Here is a 19,645-nt window from a genome sequence, read left to right as displayed (position 1 = left end):
GGCTTGTGGCTTGCAGCTCGCAGCTCGCAGCTTGTAGCTAGCTCTACTTAGCGCAGGCGCCGCGCAGGTCGATGAACACGATGCGCCAGCGGCCCCCGGCCCCGGCCGATTTAGAGAAGTGGAACTGGTAGCCGGTGGTGGTTTGCAGTACGCCGCGCACGCAACGGCCCACGGCGGCTTGGGCCTGGTTGCGGGTGGCCTGGTTTAGCGTGGCCGTCTGCCAGAAATCCTGGGCCCGGAACTGGGTAGAGGGGCCGTTGAAGCAGCCTTTTTGGGCGAAAGTGCCGGCCGGGCAGTTGGGTTCGGGCAGGCGTTCCACTACCTGAGGCGTCGGGCAGTCCATCAGCTTTTTGTCGAGGCTGAACAGCGGCTTATCGGTTTGGGTGAGCAGGTTTTTCACGTCGGCCACGCGGGTAATCTGGGGTTTACCGCCGGACTGCTCCAACAGCCAGAGGCCGTACTCGGGGTCGATGAGCTGGTTGAAGGTTTCGGCATCGTGGCCGCGCAGGCTGCCTTCCAGAATCACCCAGGCGCCGGCCACGCTGGTATCGGCGGGCAGCACGGCTTTTTCGGTGCCGACGGTGGCCGGGTCGGGGTCGGGCACGTCGGCCGAGGTCAGCACCTGGGCCTCCTGGCCCGTGGCGCGGGGCTCGTCGGGCATGCCGTTGGGGTTTTTCGTGTCGCCGCAGGCAGTCAGCAGGAAAGCGGCCAGAGCCGGGAGTAGCAGAGGAAAGCGCATAAGTGGAGGTTTAGAAGTCGAGGAGAAAGAACGGTATGCGGTGGGGCTTACCCCGCCCCTACACCCACGCTACATCCTTGCGGAGCCAGGCTTGGGTGGCGGCTTCGGGCGAGTCGGGGGCTATTTGGAAATCGTAGTGCCACTCGCACTGGGGCGGCAGGCTCATGAGGATGCTTTCGGTGCGGCCGCCGGTTTCGAGGCCGAACTTGGTGCCCCGGTCGATGGCCAGGTTGAACTCGGCGTAGCGGCCGCGGCGCACCAGCTGCCACTGCTTCTGGGTTTCGGTGTGGGGCTGGTCGCGGTTGCGGCGCATCAGCTCGGCGTAGGTGCGGCCGTACACCTCGCCCACGTCCTGCACGAAGGCAAACAGCTCCTCGAACGAGCCGTCGCGGCCCACCGTAAGGCGGTCGAAGAAGATGCCGCCCACGCCGCGGGTTTCCTGGCGGTGGGGCAGGAAGAAGTACTCGTCGGCCCACTGTTTGAAGCGCGGGTAGTAGCTGGCGTCGTGCCGGTCGCAGCTGATTTTGATTTGTTCGTGAAACCAGCGAGCCTGGGCCTCCTCCACGTAAATGGGCGTCAAATCGAGCCCGCCGCCAAACCAGGCCTCGCCGTTGCCGGCCTCGAAGTAGCGCACGTTCATGTGCGAAATGGGCACCAGCGGGCTGCGCGGGTGCTGCACCACGCTCACGCCGGTGGCGAAGTAGCCGGGGTCGGGCATGAGCAGCTGCCGGGCCGCCGCGTCGCTCATGCGGCCCGACACGGCCGAGAAGTTCACGCCGCCCTTTTCCAGCACGTCGCCATTGCTGATAACGCGGGTCAGGCCCCCGCCGCCGCCCTCGTGCTCCCAGGCATCCTGCCGGAAAGTGGCGCCGCCATCGGCCATTTCGAGCTGCCGGCATAGCCAGTTCTGAAATTCGCGCATCCAGCTTTCCACCGCAGTGCGGGCCGGAATAAGGTCGTGGGCGGAAGTGGTGAGGGTTGACATAGCGGGGTAAGCTTTGGGGTGATGATAGAGTATTCAGGCCGGTGTAGAGACGCGTATTTGCGTCTCGTCGTTGAACGACCGGCAGCAGAACAGATAGGTGTTGGACGCCCAGCGTCAGCAACGACGAGACGCGAATACGCGTCTCTACAGCCCGGCTATCTTGGCCAGCGTGCGGGGCGTTTGAGACTCCGTTTGGGCGAGGCGCTCGGCGCATTTGTCGCAGCAGGTAACGGCGGCGGCCGGCGCGGTGGCGGGCAGCACCAGCACCGGAATGCAGGTGTGGTAGGCGCGGGTGGCCGTGTAGCAGGCATCGAAGTAGCGCAGCAGCTCGGCCTGGCTGGCGGGCGCAATCAGCAGCAGCTGGGCCTGGGTGCGGGCGCAGAAGTCGCCGGTGCCTTCCAGCGGGGCGTCGTCTTCGAGCAGGTGGCGGTTGATGGCCGGCCAGGTGAGCTGGGCGGCGGCGCGGCCTAGGGCCAGCTGCAGGGCGCGGCGGCGGCTTCGCTCCTGGGGCGCATAGAACTGCACCAACTCCAGCGGGGCCGGGAAGGCCTCGGCCAAAGCCGAAGCGCGGGGCAGCACGGCCAGCGGCAGGGCGCTGAAATCGGCGGCGAAAACCAGGCGGTTGGGCAACGAACGGCGGCCCGGCGGCACAATCAGCACCGGGCAATCGACCAGCTCGCGGATGGCGGCGGCGTGGTTGCCGGGGGCTTCGGCGCGGCCGCAGTCCACGTGTTCGAGGCCCATCACCAGCATATCGGCCGCGCAGCGGGCCGCCTCGGCGCGCACGTAATCGTGGAGGCAGCCGCTGTGCAGGCGGTAACGGTAGCGAATGCGGCGGCCGTCCTGGCGGGTGAGCTGCTGGTAGCGCAGGCGCTCAACCAGGCTCCGCAGGCGCTGCTCCTCGGCGGCCAGCACGCTGGCCGTAGTGGTGGCCGACTGGGCCTCGGCGGGCGCGGGGTGGCAGTAGAGCAGCACGATTTCGGCGGGCCAGCGCACGGCCAGCTTGTTGGCGTAGGCGAGGGTGTGCTCGGCGGCGGCAGTGTGGTCGAGGGAAACGAGCAGGGTTTTCATGGGCTGGCGGGAAAGGATGCGTGGGAGAGAGGAGAATGGCTGATGAGAAAGCACGGCCACCAGCGGCCAGCGCAGCATCAGGAATGAATCGGGGAATGAACTCAGTGGCAGATGGTGACGGTGGTAGCGGGCCGCTCGGCGGGGGCGGCCGCGGCCGTGGCGGCGGGCAACTGCGGGCTCAGGTACGGGATGCCCAGCCCCAAACCGCGCAAAATGAACAGGGCGGCCAAGCCCAGGGCCAGCACCGGCACGGCCCGCCGCAGCCGCCCGCGCCACACCAGCGGCACGAGGTGCCCGGTGAGCGAGAGGGCCAGCATCAGCGGCAGCGTGCCCAGCCCAAACAAAGCCATGTAGGCCGCGCCGCCCGCCAAGCCCGGCGCGCTCAGGGCCCCGGCCAGGGCCAGGTACACCAGCCCGCAGGGCAGCAGGCCGTTGAGCAGGCCAGTAGTATACAGTGCGCCTAGCGTAGGTTGCTGGTAGAAGTAGGCCAGCCGATTTTTCACTTTCGCCAGCACCGGCGCGAGGCCCAGCGCCCCGGCCGCCCGGCTCAGATACCGCTCGGGCGTAAACACCAGCACCAGAATCAGCAGGCCCGAGAGTAGCGACAGGCTCTGCTGCCAGCCGGCCAGCTGCAGGCCCTGCCCCAGCCCCCCGGCCACCGCCCCCAGCGTGGCGTAAGTCGTCACCCGGCCCAGGTTGTAGAGCACCCGCCCCAGCACGTAGCGCCCGCGCGACTGCCCCGCGCCCGGCAACGCCAGCGCAATGGCCCCGCACATGCCCACGCAGTGGAAGCTGCCAATCAACCCGAATAAAAACCCGGCCCAGAGCATGCGGTGAGGTGGTGAAATGGTGAGGTGGTGAGTTGATGTTTCAGGGCCCGGTTATGCGCAGCCAAAGCAGTAGCCCTTGTCGGCTGGTTCCCCCTCTCCTTTTTCGGAGAGGGGGCCGGGGGGTGAGGCGCAACGTTGCTCTACTCTTCAATCGACAGCACTTCTTCCAAAAAATAAGGCTGGTTGTTGGCAGTGAACTGCACGCGCAGGCGCCAGAGGCCGGGCGCCAGGCGGCTGGTGTTGAGCTGCTGGCGGGCGGGCTCGCCGGTGGGCTGGAAGGGCAGTGTGAAATCGAGCTTTTGGTTGGAGGGGCGGAAGAACTGCAGCGTGCCCTCCACGGCCTGGCCGCGCAGCGAAGCGGGCAGCTCCAGCGTGAGGCGGTGCGCAGCGGCATCCAGCGCCACCTGCACCGGGGCGGGCAGGGCGTTGGCGCGGGCCACGGCCTCCATGCGCTGGCCGTGGCGCAGCTCCTGCTGGTAGTAATCGGCACTCACCAAATCAACGCTCGTGCGCATGGCCTGCTGCACCATATAGCCGATGTAGCCGGCAAACAGCACGAACGTGGCAATGATGTAATAGGGCCAGTAAGAAGTCTTTTGCTGCGCCATGAGGCTGGGGGAAGTGAGATGCTGAGACATAGGGCTAAGGAGTATAGGGTAGTAGGTATTTGAAAAAGAACGGTGTCATGCTGAGCGAAGCCGAAGCATCTCGCGGGCAATGCTAACTCTGTCGGCTGGCTCCCCCTCTCCTTTTTCGGAGAGGGGGCCGGGGGGTGAGGCGCGGCGCCTGCAACGAAGCGGTAGAGATGCTCCGCTTCGCTCAGCATGACCCGTTCTTTTCACCAAATCACCAACTCACTGTACCGGGCCCAGGAACTTGGTGCTGGTTTCGGCGATGAGCTCGTCGCCGCTGTAGATGCCGATGCGCAGGGGCTGGTTGGTTTCGTGCAGGGCGGCGCGGGGCAGCTCCACGAAAAACACGCTTTCGGTGAGGCCCTGGGCGGGCAGACGCAGGCCGCCTTCGGGGGCGCCCACCACCGTGAGCGTGCCGCCAGCCGGCTCCAGCACCCGCAGCGAAATCGGGTAGGGCTGGTTGGTTTTGTTGATGACGGAGATGTTGTAGAGGTTGCGGATAGTGCCCTGCTCGGTTTTCTGGTAGAGCTGGCCCGGCGTGCGCAGCACGGTGGCCGCCACGTTGGAGCGCGAAAGCAGCAGGAAGCCCAGCGCAATAGTCAGCACGCCTAGCACGCCCGAAAGGGCCTTCATGCGGCCGGTGAGGCGGAATTTGGTGCCGCGGGCAATGTCGTTTTCCGAGGCGTGGCGGATGAGGTTGGGCGGCAGGTTCACCAGCTCCATGATGTTGTTGCAGGCGTCGATGCAAGCCGTGCAATTGGTGCATTCGAGCTGCTGGGCGCCGTTGCGGATGTCGATGCCGGTGGGGCACACCTGCACGCACTGGTGGCAGTCGATGCAGTCGCCGGCGAGGCGCTCCTCGTTTTTGCGCAGCTTGGCGCGGGGTTCGCCACGCTGGTAGTCATAGGCTACTACGAGGCTGTCCTTGTCGAGCAACACGCCCTGCAGGCGGCCGTAGGGGCAGGCAATGGTGCACACCTGCTCGCGGAAGCGGGCAAACACCCAGTAGAACACGCCCGTGAACAGCACCATCGACGAGAGGCCGCCCAGGTGGGCCGTTATCGGGTCGGTGATAATCTGGATGAGCGCTTCGGTGCCGATGATGTAGGCCAGGAACGTGTTGGCAATCAGGAACGACAGGGCCAGGAAGATGACGTGCTTGGCCGTTTTGCGCCAGAGCTTGTCCCAGTCGAGCGGCCGACGGTCGAGGGCCTTTTGCTGGGGCGCGTCGCCCTCAATCCAGTACTCGATGCGCCGGAACACCATCTCCATGAAGATGGTCTGGGGGCACACCCAGCCGCAGAACACCCGCCCGTACACGATGGTGAACAGGTAGATAAACAGCACGAAGGCCATGGCCGCAATCAGCAGGATAAAGAAATCCTGGGGCCAGAAGATCTGGCCGAAGATGATGAACTTCCGCTCGGGGAAGTTGAGCATCAGCACCGGCAGGCCCTTAATGCGCAGCCAGGGGCCGCCAAACAGCAGGGCCAGCAGGCCGTAGCTGATCCACTTGCGGGCCTCGTAGAGGCGGCCGCTGGGTTTCTTGGGGTACAGCCACACGCGCTTGCCCTCGGCATCCACCGTCGAGATGGAGTCGCGGAACGAGTCGTCGGGTTGATAAGGAGCGGTGGACATGAGGGGTATGTTTAAGGGGCTTAAACTGTCATGCTGAGCGAAGCAAAGCGTAGCCGAAGCATCTCGCGTGCAGTGCTAATCCTGACGCAAGAGTTAGCGTGGCAACGTCAGCACGCGAGATGCTTCGACTTCGCCTCCGGCTTCGCTCAGCATGACGGTTCTTGCGTATGGTTCTGCCTAGCGGGCGGCTACGGGGGCGCCGGCGGGGGCTTCCTTCTCGCCCTGGGGCTCTTTGGCGTTGGGCGGGTTGGTGCCGCGGATGGATTCGATGTAGGAGGCTACCTGGAGCATCTGCTTGCCCGAAAGCTTGCCCTTCCAGGCCACCATGCCTTTGCTGGTGACGCCGAACTTGATGGTTTTGTACACGTGGTTGATTTCGCCGCCGTGCAGCCAGTAGTCGTCGGTGAGGTTGGGGCCTACTTTGCCCTCGCCCTCGGTGCCGTGGCAGGCCGCGCAGTTGGTCACGAACAGGGCCTTGCCGGCTTCTATATCGGGGCCCGCGGTGAGGGCGGTGTAGGTGGTGAGCTTGTTGGGGTCGTTGTCGTCGGCCGAAACGAGCAGGGCGGCCTGCTGCATCTCGGTTTCGTACTCGGCCAGCTGCAAATCGCCGGTGTAGGTGACGTGGTAGAACACCATGTAGCCGATGGCAAACACGATGGTGAAGTAGAAGCCGTACTTCCACCACGGCGGCAGGTCGTTGTCGTACTCGGTGATGCCGTCGTAGGCGTGGCCCATCAGCTCGTCCTTGTCTTTGCCGGTTAGCAGGGCGGCGTCGCCCACGAGCAGGCCCAACACTTTGCCGCTCCAGGTGTCGTGCACCGTGGGCAGGTTATAGAGGGCGCGCAGCTGGGGCTTCATCTTGACCACAATCAAGACGAAGAGCAAACCGAACACGAGCAGCACCAGCGCCAGCGTAGCCAGCAGAAACCAGAACAGCATCAATTGGCCGCCCGAAGCCGCGGCGGTGGGGGCGGCTGCCGCAGCCGCATCGGCGGCCGGCGCGGCATCCTGGGCAACGGCGGCCAGGGCGGGGGCTAGCAGGGCGGCCGGCAGCAGCGCCCGGCGCAGAGAAAAGAGCGTTAGCATAAAACAGGTTCCTCGACTTCGAATGAATGAACGGGCACGGCGGCCGGAGCCGACGCGGCCACTACCGGAGCAGCTGGGGGGGCCAGCCCTACGGCCAGGGCGCTGGCCGGAGCCGCGGCGGCGGCTTCGGTTTCGGCCTGTTCGGCTTGCCAGCGCATGGCTGAGGCGGCCGAGCCGACGGTCATGATGAGCATCACGCCCACCACGCCGAGGCCGGCCAGCAGCAGCCACAGCAGCACGTTGGGGCCAGCGGCGGCAGCGGCGGGGGCGGCGGGGGCCGTTTGGGCGGCGGCGGGCAGGGTGGCCAGCAGGCCGGCGGCGAGCAGCAGCACGCGGCGGGGGCCGGCGGCGGTCAGGAGCGGGCAGGTTACCATGGCTTGGCGTTGTAAAAGGCAGCGGCTTCGGCCTCGTCGGTGGCGGCGTCGGCCGCGTCGGGGCGCAGGGGCATCTGGCTCATATCGTGCAGGTGCTGGCGGTTGGCGATGAGCACGTACACGAGCAGGCCGAGGAAGAACAGGAAGAATATGACGAACGAGATAAGCGGGTATATCTCGATGCCGGCAATCGAACGCAACACTTCTTTATGCATGACGAAGGGGGTGTTAGGGAACTGAGGGACTTGGGGGCTGAAGGGGCGTCATTCAGAGCGCAGCGAAGAATCTCGCTCGGACTCGTTGCACTGCTGATTGTTCAATAGCATCAAGCGAGATTCTTCGCTGCGCTCTGAATGACGTTCTTCTAAGCTCTTGTGCCTTGGCCGGGGGGCCGTTCCGGCTTACTGGCCGGCCGTTTCGGCGACGGGCTTCACCTTGATGTCGGTGCCGAGGCGCTGCAGGTAGGCAATGAGGGCCACAATCTCCTTGTCCGATTTCACGTCGATGTCCTCTTTCTTCAGGTCGGCCGCAATCTGGTCGGCCTGGCGGCGGGCGTCGGCTTCGGCCTGCTTATCGTAGCCGGCGCGGTAAGGCGTGCCCAGCTTCTGCAGCGCCCTGATTTTGGCCGGCAGTTCGGCGTAGTCCGTCTCGTTCTCATACAGCCACGGGTAGGGCGGCATGATGGAGCCGGGCGACATGCTGGTGGGGTCGAGCATGTGGTTGTAGTGCCAGGAGTGCGGATACTTGCCGCCGAGGCGGTGCAGGTCGGGCCCGGTGCGCTTGCTGCCCCACAGGAAGGGGCGGTCGTACACAAACTCGCCGGCTTTGCTGTACTCGCCGTAGCGCTCGGTTTCGGAGCGGAACGGGCGCACCATCTGGGTGTGGCAGTTCGAGCAGCCTTCCTTGATGTAGAGGTCGCGGCCCTGCAATTCGAGCGCCGAGTAGGGTTTCACGGCCGCAATGGTGGGCACGTTGCTCTTGATGAGGAAGGTGGGCACCATCTCCACGGCCCCGCCGATGGCAATGGCCACGGTGGCCCAGATGGCCATCTGGAAGGGACGACGCTCAATCCAGCGGTGCCAGTGGCCCTCGTTGGCGTGGGGGTCCTGGTCGGCGGGCAGCAGCGGGGCGGCCTGAGCCTTCTCCTCGGCCAGCAGCGAGCCGGCTTTGGCGGTCTTCACCAGGTTGTACACCATCAGGAACACGCCGCTCAGGTACAGGATGCCGCCGATACCGCGCAGGTAGTACATGGGCACAATCTGCAGCACGGTTTCGAGGAAGTTGGGGTACTGCAGCATCCCCTCGGCGTTGAACTGCTTCCACATCAGGCCCTGCGTGAAGCCGGCCCAGTACATCGGGATGGCGTAGAACAGGATGCCCAGCGTACCAATCAGGAAGTGCAGGTTGGCCAGCTTCTTCGAGTGCAGCGGCGTGCGGTAGAGGCGCGGCCACAGCCAGTAGAGCATGGCAAACGTGAGGAAGCCGTTCCAGCCCAAAGCCCCTACGTGCACGTGCGCTACAATCCAGTCGGTAAAGTGGGCAATGGCGTTCACGTTCTTCAGGCTCAGCATGGGGCCCTCGAAGGTGGCCATGCCGTAGGCCGTGATGGCCACCACCAGGAACTTGAGCACCGGCTCCTCCCGCACTTTGTCCCAGGCCCCGCGCAGGGTCAGCAGGCCGTTGATCATGCCGCCCCAGCTGGGCGCGAGCAGCATCACGCTAAAGGCCACGCCCAGGCTTTGCGCCCAGTCGGGCAGCGAGGTGTAGAGCAGGTGGTGCGGACCGGCCCAGATGTAGATGAAAATCAAGGACCAGAAGTGGATAATGCTCAGGCGGTACGAGTACACCGGCCGGCCGGCGGCCTTGGGCAGGAAGTAGTACATCAAACCCAGGTAAGGGGTGGTCAGGAAGAAGGCCACGGCGTTGTGGCCGTACCACCACTGCACCAGCGCATCCTGCACGCCGGCGTAGGCCGAGTAGCTCTTCATGAAGCTCACCGGAATGGCCATCGAGTTGACGATGTGCAGCACGGCCACCGTCAGGAAGGTGGCGATGTAGAACCAGATGCCCACGTACAGGTGCCGCTCGCGCCGCTTGGCAATCGTGCCGAACATGTTCCAGCCGAACACCACCCAGATAATAGTGATGAGGATGTCGATGGGCCACTCCAGCTCGGCGTATTCCTTGCTGGTGGTGAAGCCCATGGGCAGGGAGATGAGCGCGCTCAGGATAACGAGCTGCCAGCCCCAGAAGTGGAGCTTGCTCAGGGCCTTGGAGTACATGGGCGTCTTGCACAGGCGTTGCAGCGAGTAGTAAACGCCCATGAAAATACCGTTGCCCACGAAGGCGAAAATCACGGCGTTGGTGTGCAGCGGCCGGATGCGCCCGAAGGTGGTAAAGGAGGTGTGCAGGTTGACATCGGGCTGGGCCAGCTGGAAGGCGGCCATGATGCCCACCAACATCCCGGCAATGCCCCAGAACACCGTGGCCAGGCCAAAGTCGCGGACAATCCGGTTGTCATAAAAGAAGGTGTCCACGGCCCGCTCCTGGTCGGGATGAACCAGGACGGAGTCGGACGCGGCCGGCGGTAGCGGTGTTGCGGCTTGCATGGAGGGGACTGACTAAGTAAAGAATGTCCCAAAGGTCCCCCACGCCCCCCGCGCATCGCATGACGCCGGTTAGCCGCCCGCTTGATTTGTATCAGGAAGCGAGGCAACGGTGCCGCCGCCGGCTTGCTCTTCCCGAGCCTACGTTGCCCAGGCTATCATTTTCGACGCACCGAACAGCGCTTTCGCTTTACCGGAAGGCGTCTTCGGTGCGTTGGTTGGTGTCTTCGTCGCATCGAAGACGCCTTTCGGTGCGTTGGTTGCTGTCTTCGGTGCGTTGGTTATCGTTTTCGATGCACCGAAAGGCGTCTTCGGTGCATCGGACGGAGCTTTCGACGCATCGAAAACGCCATCCGACGCATCCAAAACGCTGTCCGGTAAATCGGAAATGGCCTTCACGGCCTGGAAACGCACAAACGCCTTATCGGGCCGGGGTTTGCCTCTCCCCTAGCGCAGCGGCGGCTCCTCGTCCTCGAACAGCATGCGCACGGAGGGCGTGTAGGTATCGTCGTACTGGCCCGAGCGCACCGACCACAGGAAGGCCCCCAAAAAGAGCAGCGCCACCAACAGGCTGATACCGATAAGCAAATAGATGATGGTCATGGCAGAAAGGGTTAGTGAGCTGCAAGCCTCAAGCTACAAGCTGTAAGCTATGGGCAAGAAGCTTGCAGCTTGTAGCTTGAGGCTTGCAGCTCAAAGACAAAGTTTGGCCGCCGCCCGGCGCACCAGCACGGTGGCCACCAGCATCACGCTCAGCGAGCTGATGGGCATGAGGATGGCCGAGACGATGGGCGTGAACAAACCCTGCACGGCCAGCGTGAGGCCGAAAGCGTTGTAGCAGAACGAGAGCACGAAGGTGGCCAGCACCACCCGCAGGCAGGCCCGCGAGAAGCGCAGGAACGTGGCCAGCCGGCCGAACTCGGCCGCGTCGAGGATGGCGTCGCAGGCGGGCGAGAAGTTGGTGAGCGTGTCGGTGAGGGCCAGGCCGGCATCGGCGGCGCGCAGGGCCCCGGCGTCGTTGAGGCCGTCGCCCACCATCACCACGGTATGCCCGTTGGCCCGTTCGGCGGCAATGTAGGCCAGCTTATCGGCCGGCGACTGGCGGAAGTGCAGCGCGGCGTCGGGGCCGAGCATGGCGCGCAGGCGCGCTTCCTCGGCGGCCGTATCGCCCGAGAGCACGGCCAGCCGGTAGTGCCCGCCCAGGCCGGCCAGCACCTCGGGCAGGGCCGGGCGGTACACGTTGGGGAAGGTGTAGTAACCCGCCGGCTCGCCCTCAAACGCCACGTACACCCGCGTTTCGGGCGCGTCGAAGTAGCGCGAAGCTTCTGCTTCGCGCCCATCAGGCGCCGTGTCGCTCAACAAGTCGCGAAGCGGAAGCTTCGCGCTACTATCGTTCGGCGCGTCGCGAAGCGGGAGCTTGGCGGTACTGCCGGTGAACCCGGCCGCCCCCAGGCGCACCGTTTCGCCCGTGTCGGCGGTGGCTTCGAGGCCCTGGCCGGAGGTTTCGTGGCAGTGGCGCAGGGGCCGGGCCGGGCCATTGGCCTCGCGGGCCAGCCGCTGGCTTAGCGGGTGGGTTGACTGGGCGGCGGCCGTCGTGAGCAGGCTCAGCTCGGCGGCCGTGAGGGGGCGGCCGTGGTACTGCACGGCGGCCTGGTGCGGGTCGGTGAGCGTGCCGGTCTTGTCGAACACCAGCGTATCGGCGCGGGCCAGCGTTTCGATGACGGCCGAGTTTTTCAGGTAGAACTTGTGGCGGCCCAGCACTCGCACGGCCGCGCCCAGGGCAAACGGGGTGGCCAGCGAGAGGGCGCAGGGGCAGGCAATAATCAGCACCGAGGTGAAAGCCCGCCACATCATGGCCTGGTCGCGCGGGCCCCAGTAGAGCAGCGTGCCCAGCGCCAGCGCCAGCGTGATGCCCACGAAGTAGCGGCCCACCCGGTTGGCGTAGGTTTCCAGGCCCTGGTGGCGGCTTTCCTTGGCGAAGGCCGGGTTGTTCCACAGCTGGGTCAGGTAGCCCTGGCTGACTTCGCGCACCACTTCCAGCTCCACGGCCTCGCCCAGCTGCCGGCCGCCGGCGTACACCAGCTCGCCCGAGGCCCGCGCCACCGGCGTACTCTCGCCCGATACAAAGGAGTAGTCAATCTGCCCGTCGCCGCGCAGCAGCACCGCATCGGCCGGCACCACCTCCTGGTGGCGCACCCGAATCCGGTGGCCCACCTGCAGCTCCCGCACCGAGATGGACTTGTCGCCCTCGGGGGTGAGCTGGGTGACGGCCACCGGGAAGTAGGACGTAAAGTCGCGGTCGAAGCGCAGCGCGTCGTACGTGCGCTGCTGCACCCAGCGGCCAATCAGCATAAAGAACACCAGCCCGGTAAACGAGTCGAAGTAGCCCGGCCCCTGGCCGCTCAGCGCCTCCCAGCTGCTCACCCCAAACAAGGCCAGCAGCCCCAGGCTAATCGGAAAGTCGAGGTTGATATACCGCTGCCGCAGCCCCTGCCAGGCCGAGCGGAAGAAGTCGCGGGCGCTGTACAGCAGCACCGGCAGCGCCAGCGCCAGACTCAGGAGCCCAAAGAAGCCCCCGAACCCGGCCTGCAACTCCTCGACAAACGAGAAGTAGTCGGGCAGGGCCAGCAGCATTACGTTGCCGAAGGCGAAGGCCGCCAGCCCCAGCTGGTAGTAGAGCGTGCGGCTGGCGCGGTGGGGCTGGGCGCCCAGCTCGGCCAGCGTAATCTGGGGCTCGTAGCCCACGGAAGCCAGCAGGGCCACCACATCCTTGAGCGAGGTGCGGGCGGTGAGGTAGGTGATGGTGATTTCCTTGCGCAGGAACTGCACCCGCGCCTCCACGATGCCCGCGTTCAGCTTGGGCAAGTGCTCCAGCAGCCAGATGCAGGACGTGCAGTGCATCTGGGGCACGCTCACGGTCAGGCGCGCCCGCTCCTCCGAGCGGAAGCTCAGCAGCTGGGCCTGCACGCTTTCCGAGTCGAGGTAGTCGAAGCGGCCGGGCAGTTCCACTTCCTTTACTTTGAGGCCGGGGCGCTCGTCGAGGTTGTAGTAGGTGCACAGGTTGTTGGCCGCCAGCAGCTCGTACACCGTGCGGCAGCCGGCGCAGCAGAAGGGCTGGCCGGCCAGCTCCAGCGGCTCGGGCGGGCAGGCGTCGCCGCAGTGGGCGCAGGCAACGTCGGTAACGGTAGCTTCTTCGAGAACGGTGGGCATATATGGAGCGGTTAGCTGATAGCTTTTAGCGGGTAGCTTGTTTTCTATCGGCTGAGGCGAACAAGCGGGCAGCGGTACAACTGACAGGTTGCCCGCCCGTGCTTTCTACAAAGCTCCGCCCGCCCGCGCCCCCGTCCGATGACCAACCTCATGCCGGGGCTTGATTTGCGTCAGCGCGCCCGCACCGTTTGGCTGGCACCTTTGTTTGGTTGGTAACGATGAGACGCCATGGGTCGCGTCTCATCGTTGCTGATGTTGCCCGTCAGACGTCGCCGTTCACCGCTGAGACGCGATGGGTCGCGCCGCTACGCCATTCGACCGTCACCTTTATTCCTGCTCCATGTTCTCTCGTCATTCCTGGTCGTTTCTGCTGGTGGCCGCGCTGTTGTTCTGGGCGGGGCTGGTGGCGGGCATTTCGTTTCTCGAAGCGCCGCTCAAGTTCACCGCGCCGGGCATCACGGTGCCGCTGGGGCTGGGCATCGGCCGGCTGGTGTTTCAGGCCCTCAATAAGGTAGAAATCGGGCTGGCCGTGCTGGCCATCGTGGCCGCCTTCCGCCTGAAGGTGCCCGCCAACCTGGCGCTGCCGCTGGGCTTACTGGCCGCCGTGCTGGTAGTGCAAACCGCATGGCTGCTGCCGGCCCTCGATGTGCGGGCCCTGGCGCTGCTGGCCGGCCGCACCCCGCCCGCCAGCGACCTGCACCATATCTATATTGGCGCCGAAGTGTTCAAGCTGCTCCTGCTGCTGGGCACCGCCAACCGCGCCTTCGCCCTGCTCAGCCGCCCCGCCGAAGCCTGGCGCCTCCGGCAGGCAGCTTGAACAGTGCCCCCCCCCGACCCACCTTGCTCAAAGCGCAACATCCTCCGGGAGAGGGGTGCGTTCAACGAAGTATAGTTCTTGAACTCGCGGCTGGCACCCCTCTCCCGGAGGATGTTGCGCTTTGAGCAAGGTGGGCCGGGGGTGGGGTGAACGTCAGACTAAGATTTTCAACCCTTCTTACAACCCTCCCCGCTCATGCCTTCCAACAACACGCTGCCCGATATCCAGTCCGAAGCCGACATCAAGGTGCTGGTCGACACCTTCTACGACCGCGTGAATGCCGACCCGCTGCTGGGCCCCATCTTCAACGACGTGGCCCACGTGGACTGGGCGGCCCACCTGCCGCGCATGTACGACTTCTGGAGCAGCCTGCTGCTGCACACCGGCCGCTACCAGGGCCAGCCCTTCATGAAGCACATCCCGCTGCCCATCGGCAGCGGCCACTTCCAGCAGTGGCTGCACCTGTTCTGCCGCACCGTCGATTCGCTGTTTGCCGGCCCGGTGGCCGACGAGGCCCGGCTCCGCGCCGGCAGCATCGCGCACGTCTTCGAAACCCGCCTGCGCATCATCAACACGCCTCTTTCCACCCAGTAAGCGGTTGGTTAGTTGTTAGAAAGAACGTCATTCAGAGCGAAGCGAAGAATCTCGCGTGCCAAAGTAATCCTGCCATCAGGAAGTTACCAATGCACGCGAGATTCTTCGCTTCGCTCTGAATGACGTTCTATTTGGTATCCAGTAGCAGCGGCGGGCCTTACCCCAGGCGGAGGCGGGCTTCGATGGCCTCGGCCTGGGGCAGGCCGGGCTGGCGCCACAGTTCCACGCCCTGGCGCACCAGCACGCAGGCGGGCAGCGCCGCCGGCTGGCCGCTGAAGCTGCGCACCACCGTGGGGTGGGTGGCCTCGTCGATTTTCAGTACGCGCACGCCCGGCCCCAGGCGGGCCTGCAGGGCCCTGAGCGCGCCCGCGCTCAGGGCCGGCGCCTGGCCCGCCCCGGCCGGGGGCAGCAGCACCAGCAGCACGGCGGCCTCGGGCACCAGCGTAGTAGGGGTAGCAACAACTGACATAAGCCAAAACGGGTAACGTAAGAGCTGTAAAAGTACCAGCCCGCCCCCCTCCCATTCCATGAGGTTTGTCAGTCCCCCGCTTGACCTTCCTCAGAAAGCCCGCCCGCGCCGCCTTATTTTTGCCGAACTTTGTGCATTAGCTGCGCCCCGCAACGCCCCCGCCCCGCCTGGGCTGCCGCAACGTAATGTGCGCCTCAATTATCCCGTTTCGATGTTTTCCCACGCCCTGGCCGACCTGCTGCTCTCCCAAACTCCCGACTTTGCGGGGCTGGCCGACCCGGTTACCGGCCGGCTGCTGCGCATAAACCAGGCGGGCGTGGAGTTGCTGGGCTACACCTCCGAAGCCGAACTGCTGGCCGCCGATGCCCCTTCGCCGCTGCCGCCCGAGTGGCCCGCGCTGCTGGCCGAAGCCCGTAGCACGGGCTCGGCCGAGTCGGTGGTGCAGCTTGGGGCGTCCGGTGTGCGGGCCCGCCTCACGCTGCTGCCCCTGGCCCCTGCCGACCCCGCCGCGCCGCTGCTGCTGCGGCTGCAGCCTCTGCCCAGCGGCGGCTGCCCGGTGGCCGAGGGGTTGCGGCTGCAGCGCGCCGAGCAGGCCCTGGCCAACAGCCACGGCCGGTTCGAGGCCGTGGTGTCGCACGCCACTATTGGCATTATCGTCTGCAACCGGGCGGGCGACATCGTGTCGGCCAACCACATGGCCCACCAGCAGTTCGGCTACCCGCCCGAGGGCCTGCTGCGCGCCAACATCGACGCGCTGGTGCCGCCCGCGCCCGGCCGCAACCACCAGCAGCTGCGCGAATCGTTCAACGCCGACCCCCAGGTGCGCGCCCTCAACTCGCACCGCGGCGACCTGCAAGGCCAGCGGGCCGACGGCTCGGTGTTTCCGGTGGAGGTGAGTCTGAGCTATTTCTACCAGGAAAACGAGCTGTACGTGGTGTCCTACGTCATCGACATTACCGATAAGCGGCAGGCGCGGGAGGCGCTGGTGGCCGAGCGCCTGCGCGTGGAGCGCCTCAACGCCGACCCGGAGCAGAAAGTAGCCGACCGCACCCACGCCCTGCTGAGCACGTTGGAGCAGCTGGAGCAGCGCAAAGACGAGCTGGCCAAGGCCCTGCAGGCCGAGCAGGAACTGGGCGAGCTGAAGTCGCGCTTCGTGAGCATGGCCTCGCACGAGTTCCGCACCCCCCTTACGGCCGTGCTCACCTCGGCCTCGCTCATCGAGCAGTACCCGGCCGGCGAGCAGCAGGGCAAGCGCCTGCGCCACATCGAGCGCATCCGCCAGTCGGTTAATCACCTGAATGATATTCTGGAAGAGTTCCTGTCGGTGGGCCGGATTGAGGAGGGCAAGGTGGCCGCCCGCGCCGCCCGCCTGGAGCTGGCCGAGCTGGTGCGCGACACGATGCTCGACGTGCAGGGCCTGTGCAAGCCCGGCCAGCGCATCGAGCCCGACCTGCAGGCCTGCCCTTCCGCCATCTGGCTCGACGCTTCGCTGCTGCGCAAAATCCTGGTTAATCTGCTCTCCAACGCCCTCAAATACTCGGGCGACGACTCGGTGGTGCGCCTGCACGCGGCCTGCGCCGGCGGCTGGCTCACGCTGCGGGTCGAGGACGAAGGACTGGGCATTTCGGAAGAAGACCAGCAGCATTTGTTCGAGCGGTTTTTCCGGGCCCGCAGCGTCAGCAACCTGCCCGGCACCGGGCTAGGCCTGTATATTGTGGGCCGCTACGCCGAGCTGCTGGGCGGCACCGTCGACCTGCAAAGCCAGCTCGGCCAGGGCACTACCGTCACGCTAACCATCCCCTATGAAAGTCATTCTACTGATTGAGGACCACGACCTTATCCGCGAGAACACGGCCGAGCTGCTGGAGCTGGCCGGCTACGAGGTGCTCACGGCCGCCAACGGCAAGCTGGGCGTCGAGCAGGCCCTGGCCACCCGCCCCGACCTGGTTATCTGCGACATTATGATGCCCGTGCTCGACGGCTACGGCGTGCTGCACATCTTCAACCAGAACGAGGAGCTGCGCGGCATCCCGTTTATTTTCCTGACGGCCAAAACCGAGCGCCAGGACTTGCGCAAGGGCATGGAGCTGGGCGCCGACGACTACCTCACCAAGCCCTTCGACAGCAACGAGCTGCTAAATGCCGTGGCCGGTCGGCTGGCCCGTTTCCAGCAGCTGCAACCCCCACCTGCCCCCGAGTACGAACCCACGTCCGCCGGCCTCGATGCGTTTCTGCACGACGCCCAGGCCACGGGCCAGCTCGATACGCTGGAGAGCCTGGCCGCCGACCGCCGCACGCACGAGCTGCCCCGCAAGCAGATTATCTACGCCGAGGGCGACGAGGCCAGCCGCTTGTATTTCGTGGAGGCGGGCCGGGTGAAAACCACCAAAACCACCGCCGCCGGCAAGGAGCTGATTACTGGCCTCTATGGCCCCGGCGACTTTTTCGGCTACCAGCCCCTGCTCGAACACACCGCCCACCACGACTCAGCCCTGACGCTCGAAGACACCGTGCTGCGCTATATTCCGGCCGCCGACTTCAGCCAGCTGCTTTCCCGCAACCCCGAGGTGGGCCGGCAGTTTGTGCGCCTGCTGGCCGGCCGGGTGCGCGAGCAGGAGGAGCTGCTGCTCGATATGGCCTACAACTCGCTGCGCAAGCGCGTGGCCGACACGCTGCTGCGCCTGCACGAGCAGCAAACCACCGCCCAGCCCGCCGCCGAGCCCCTCATCCAACTCTCGCGCGAAGACATGGCCGCCCTCATCGGCACCGCCCCCGAGTCGCTGAGCCGCATCCTGAGCGAGCTGCGCCAGGACGGCAGCATCGAGCTCACCAACCGCGACATCCGGGTACTGCACCCCGAAAAGCTGCGCCGCGCCAACTGGTAGCGGGTCAGGGATTAGGATTAGGGAAAGAACGTCATTCAGAGCGAAGCGAAGAATCTTGCGTGCTACTGTTGAACGACAACCGTTATAACGACTCCGAGCGAGATTCTTCGCTTCGCTCTGAATGACGTTCTTTTCTGAATGACGTTCTTTTCAGCTCCGGCGGATATTACCGGCCAACCGCTCCCAACTTTACTTATATTTGAACCCCTGAGCCGGACCCACCCGGCCCGGACAGCCGGCCAACAACTCTAGGAGGCGTTGGCGGCGGCTTTTCCCACGCTCCAAACTGCCCCCACCGCATGAGTACCAAGTTGCGTCTCATTATTCTGAGTTTCCTTCAGTTTTTCATCTGGGGCTCGTGGCTGATTACCATCGGGGCCTACTGGTTCCAGACCAAGCAGTGGTCGGGCTCGGAGTTCGGGGCCATTTTCTCCACGATGGGCATTGCCTCCATCTTCATGCCCTCGCTTATGGGCATCGTGGCCGATAAGTACATCAACGCCGAAAAACTCTACGGCGTGCTGCACCTGCTGGGCGGCGTAGTGCTGTGCACGATTCCGCTGGTAACGGACCCCAGCACCTTTTTCTGGGTGATTCTGCTGAACATGGTGTTCTACATGCCCACGCTGGCGCTGTCGATTGCCGTGTCGTACTCGGTGCTCAAGCGCGAGGGCTTGGATGTGGTGAAGGACTACCCGCCCATCCGGGTGTGGGGCACTATCGGCTTCATCGTGGCCATGTGGACGGTGAGCTTGCTGGGCTTCGAGAAGTCGGCCAGCCAGTTCTACGTGGCGGCCGGCGCGGCTTTCCTGCTGGGTTTCTACTCGTTCACGCTGCCCAAGTGCCCGCCGCTGGCCCGCGACACGCCCGGCCGCTCGGTGGTCGATGCGCTGGGCCTCAAGTCGTTTGCCCTGCTGCGCGACTCCAAGATGCTGGTGTTCTTCCTGTTTGCGCTGCTGCTGGGGGCGGCCCTGCAGCTCACCAACGCCTACGGCGACACCTTCCTGCACGATTTCGACCAGAATCCGGCTTTCAAGGACACGCTGGCCGTGAAGTATCCGGCCATCATCATGTCGATTTCCCAGATTTCGGAAACGCTCTTTATTCTGGCCATTCCGTTCTTCCTGCGGCGTTTCGGCATCAAGCAGGTCATGTTTTTCAGCATGATTGCCTGGGTACTGCGCTTCGGCCTCTTTGCCTACGGCGACCCGGGTGCGGGCCTGTGGATGATTATCCTCTCGTGCATCGTGTACGGCATGGCCTTCGACTTCTTCAACATTTCCGGCTCGCTGTTCGTCGAAACCCAGACCACTCCGTCCATCCGGGCCAGCGCCCAGGGCTTATTTATGATGATGACCAACGGCTTCGGCGCCGTATTGGGCAGCTCCGTCAGCGGCGTGGTGATTGAGCGCTACTTCACCGACGCCAACGGCGTGAAGGACTGGCACAACATCTGGCTGACGTTTGCGGCCTACGCGCTGGTTATTGCCGTGCTGTTCATCTTCCTCTTCAAGCACAAGCACAACCCCAGCCAGGTTGATGAGCGGGTAGAAGACGTAGAGCCGCTGCTCAGCGTCGAGCAGGCATAATATTTTGAGCTGTTAGCTTATAGCTGCTGGCTATTAGCATCGTTCTAAAAACCAACGACCTCGACAAGCTTACACAAAAGAGCCCGCCTGGCGCATTGCCAGGCGGGCTCTTTTGTGATT

The 19,645-nt window shown here is 65.0% G+C and carries 19 protein-coding genes; 5 read left to right on the top strand and 14 right to left on the bottom strand.

Translation table 11 applies throughout. From position 1 onward, the window contains the following. Positions 1–43 precede the first annotated feature (43 nt). From H145_RS0106815 to H145_RS0106760, 13 genes are all read right to left on the bottom strand, one after another. Positions 44–739: a hypothetical protein gene (locus H145_RS0106815; protein ID WP_019947393.1), complete on the bottom strand. Its 696-nt coding sequence runs from the start codon at positions 737–739 to the stop codon at positions 44–46. Between the two features lie 58 nt (positions 740–797). After that, complete coding sequence (hemF, locus tag H145_RS0106810) at positions 798–1,724, bottom strand: oxygen-dependent coproporphyrinogen oxidase (protein WP_019947392.1); 927 nt, start codon at positions 1,722–1,724, stop codon at positions 798–800. A 144-nt stretch (positions 1,725–1,868) separates the two neighbouring features. Continuing rightward, positions 1,869–2,795: a universal stress protein gene (locus tag H145_RS0106805; RefSeq protein WP_019947391.1), complete on the bottom strand. Its 927-nt coding sequence runs from the start codon at positions 2,793–2,795 to the stop codon at positions 1,869–1,871. A 101-nt stretch (positions 2,796–2,896) separates the two neighbouring features. Then, positions 2,897–3,625, bottom strand: coding sequence for a sulfite exporter TauE/SafE family protein (locus tag H145_RS0106800; protein WP_019947390.1), 729 nt, complete (start codon positions 3,623–3,625; stop codon positions 2,897–2,899). Between the two features lie 140 nt (positions 3,626–3,765). After that, positions 3,766–4,263, bottom strand: coding sequence for a FixH family protein (locus tag H145_RS0106795; protein WP_083937705.1), 498 nt, complete (start codon positions 4,261–4,263; stop codon positions 3,766–3,768). Positions 4,264–4,479: 216 nt separating this feature from the next. Then, positions 4,480–5,895 carry a cytochrome c oxidase accessory protein CcoG gene (gene ccoG, locus H145_RS0106790; protein ID WP_019947388.1) on the bottom strand — a complete coding sequence of 472 codons (1,416 nt, stop codon included), beginning with the start codon at positions 5,893–5,895 and terminating at the stop codon, positions 4,480–4,482. Positions 5,896–6,072: 177 nt separating this feature from the next. Beyond that, positions 6,073–6,981: a cbb3-type cytochrome c oxidase N-terminal domain-containing protein gene (locus tag H145_RS20300; protein ID WP_019947387.1), complete on the bottom strand. Its 909-nt coding sequence runs from the start codon at positions 6,979–6,981 to the stop codon at positions 6,073–6,075. After that, positions 6,975–7,355: a hypothetical protein gene (locus H145_RS24010; protein ID WP_019947386.1), complete on the bottom strand. Its 381-nt coding sequence runs from the start codon at positions 7,353–7,355 to the stop codon at positions 6,975–6,977. The genes H145_RS20300 and H145_RS24010 overlap by 7 nt, the downstream gene beginning before the upstream one ends. Continuing rightward, on the bottom strand, positions 7,349–7,570 hold the full coding sequence (locus tag H145_RS20295) for a hypothetical protein (protein WP_019947385.1): 222 nt from the start codon (positions 7,568–7,570) through the stop codon (positions 7,349–7,351). The genes H145_RS24010 and H145_RS20295 overlap by 7 nt, the downstream gene beginning before the upstream one ends. A 186-nt stretch (positions 7,571–7,756) precedes the next feature. Further along, complete coding sequence (gene ccoN, locus H145_RS0106770; protein ID WP_026351311.1) at positions 7,757–9,964, bottom strand: cytochrome-c oxidase, cbb3-type subunit I; 2,208 nt, start codon at positions 9,962–9,964, stop codon at positions 7,757–7,759. A 138-nt stretch (positions 9,965–10,102) separates the two neighbouring features. Beyond that, on the bottom strand, positions 10,103–10,375 hold the full coding sequence (locus H145_RS24005) for a hypothetical protein (protein ID WP_205619299.1): 273 nt from the start codon (positions 10,373–10,375) through the stop codon (positions 10,103–10,105). Positions 10,376–10,408: 33 nt separating this feature from the next. Next, positions 10,409–10,564: a cbb3-type cytochrome oxidase assembly protein CcoS gene (gene ccoS / locus H145_RS0106765; protein ID WP_019947383.1), complete on the bottom strand. Its 156-nt coding sequence runs from the start codon at positions 10,562–10,564 to the stop codon at positions 10,409–10,411. A 90-nt stretch (positions 10,565–10,654) separates the two neighbouring features. Beyond that, positions 10,655–13,171, bottom strand: a complete 2,517-nt coding sequence (locus H145_RS0106760; protein WP_019947382.1) for a heavy metal translocating P-type ATPase — start codon at positions 13,169–13,171, stop codon at positions 10,655–10,657. Positions 13,172–13,511: 340 nt separating this feature from the next. On the opposite strand from H145_RS0106760, the gene H145_RS20290 reads away from it, so the two are divergent. Together H145_RS20290 and H145_RS0106750 are read left to right on the top strand one after the other, a co-directional pair. Beyond that, the gene (locus tag H145_RS20290) at positions 13,512–13,988 is read left to right on the top strand and encodes a hypothetical protein (RefSeq protein ID WP_019947381.1); all 477 of its coding nucleotides are present in this window, start codon (positions 13,512–13,514) and stop codon (positions 13,986–13,988) included. Positions 13,989–14,183: 195 nt separating this feature from the next. Next, positions 14,184–14,582, top strand: coding sequence for a group III truncated hemoglobin (locus H145_RS0106750; RefSeq protein WP_019947380.1), 399 nt, complete (start codon positions 14,184–14,186; stop codon positions 14,580–14,582). 157 nt (positions 14,583–14,739) lie between these two features. On the opposite strand, the gene H145_RS20285 is transcribed toward H145_RS0106750, so the two are convergent. Further along, a complete protein-coding gene (locus H145_RS20285; RefSeq protein ID WP_019947379.1) occupies positions 14,740–15,051 on the bottom strand; it encodes a hypothetical protein in 312 nt (103 codons plus the stop codon). A 211-nt stretch (positions 15,052–15,262) separates the two neighbouring features. Between H145_RS20285 and H145_RS0106740 the strand changes: the two genes are divergently transcribed. From H145_RS0106740 to H145_RS0106730, 3 genes are all read left to right on the top strand, one after another. Next, positions 15,263–16,876 carry a sensor histidine kinase gene (locus H145_RS0106740; protein ID WP_019947378.1) on the top strand — a complete coding sequence of 538 codons (1,614 nt, stop codon included), beginning with the start codon at positions 15,263–15,265 and terminating at the stop codon, positions 16,874–16,876. Next, complete coding sequence (locus H145_RS0106735; RefSeq protein ID WP_019947377.1) at positions 16,854–17,936, top strand: response regulator; 1,083 nt, start codon at positions 16,854–16,856, stop codon at positions 17,934–17,936. The genes H145_RS0106740 and H145_RS0106735 overlap by 23 nt, the downstream gene beginning before the upstream one ends. 299 nt (positions 17,937–18,235) lie before the next feature. After that, positions 18,236–19,525, top strand: a complete 1,290-nt coding sequence (locus tag H145_RS0106730; protein WP_019947376.1) for a nucleoside permease — start codon at positions 18,236–18,238, stop codon at positions 19,523–19,525. Positions 19,526–19,645 lie beyond the last annotated feature (120 nt).

Source organism: Hymenobacter aerophilus DSM 13606 (assembly GCF_000382225.1).
GTDB lineage: Bacteria > Bacteroidota > Bacteroidia > Cytophagales > Hymenobacteraceae > Hymenobacter > Hymenobacter aerophilus.
This window is presented reverse-complemented; position numbering and strand designations above follow the sequence as displayed.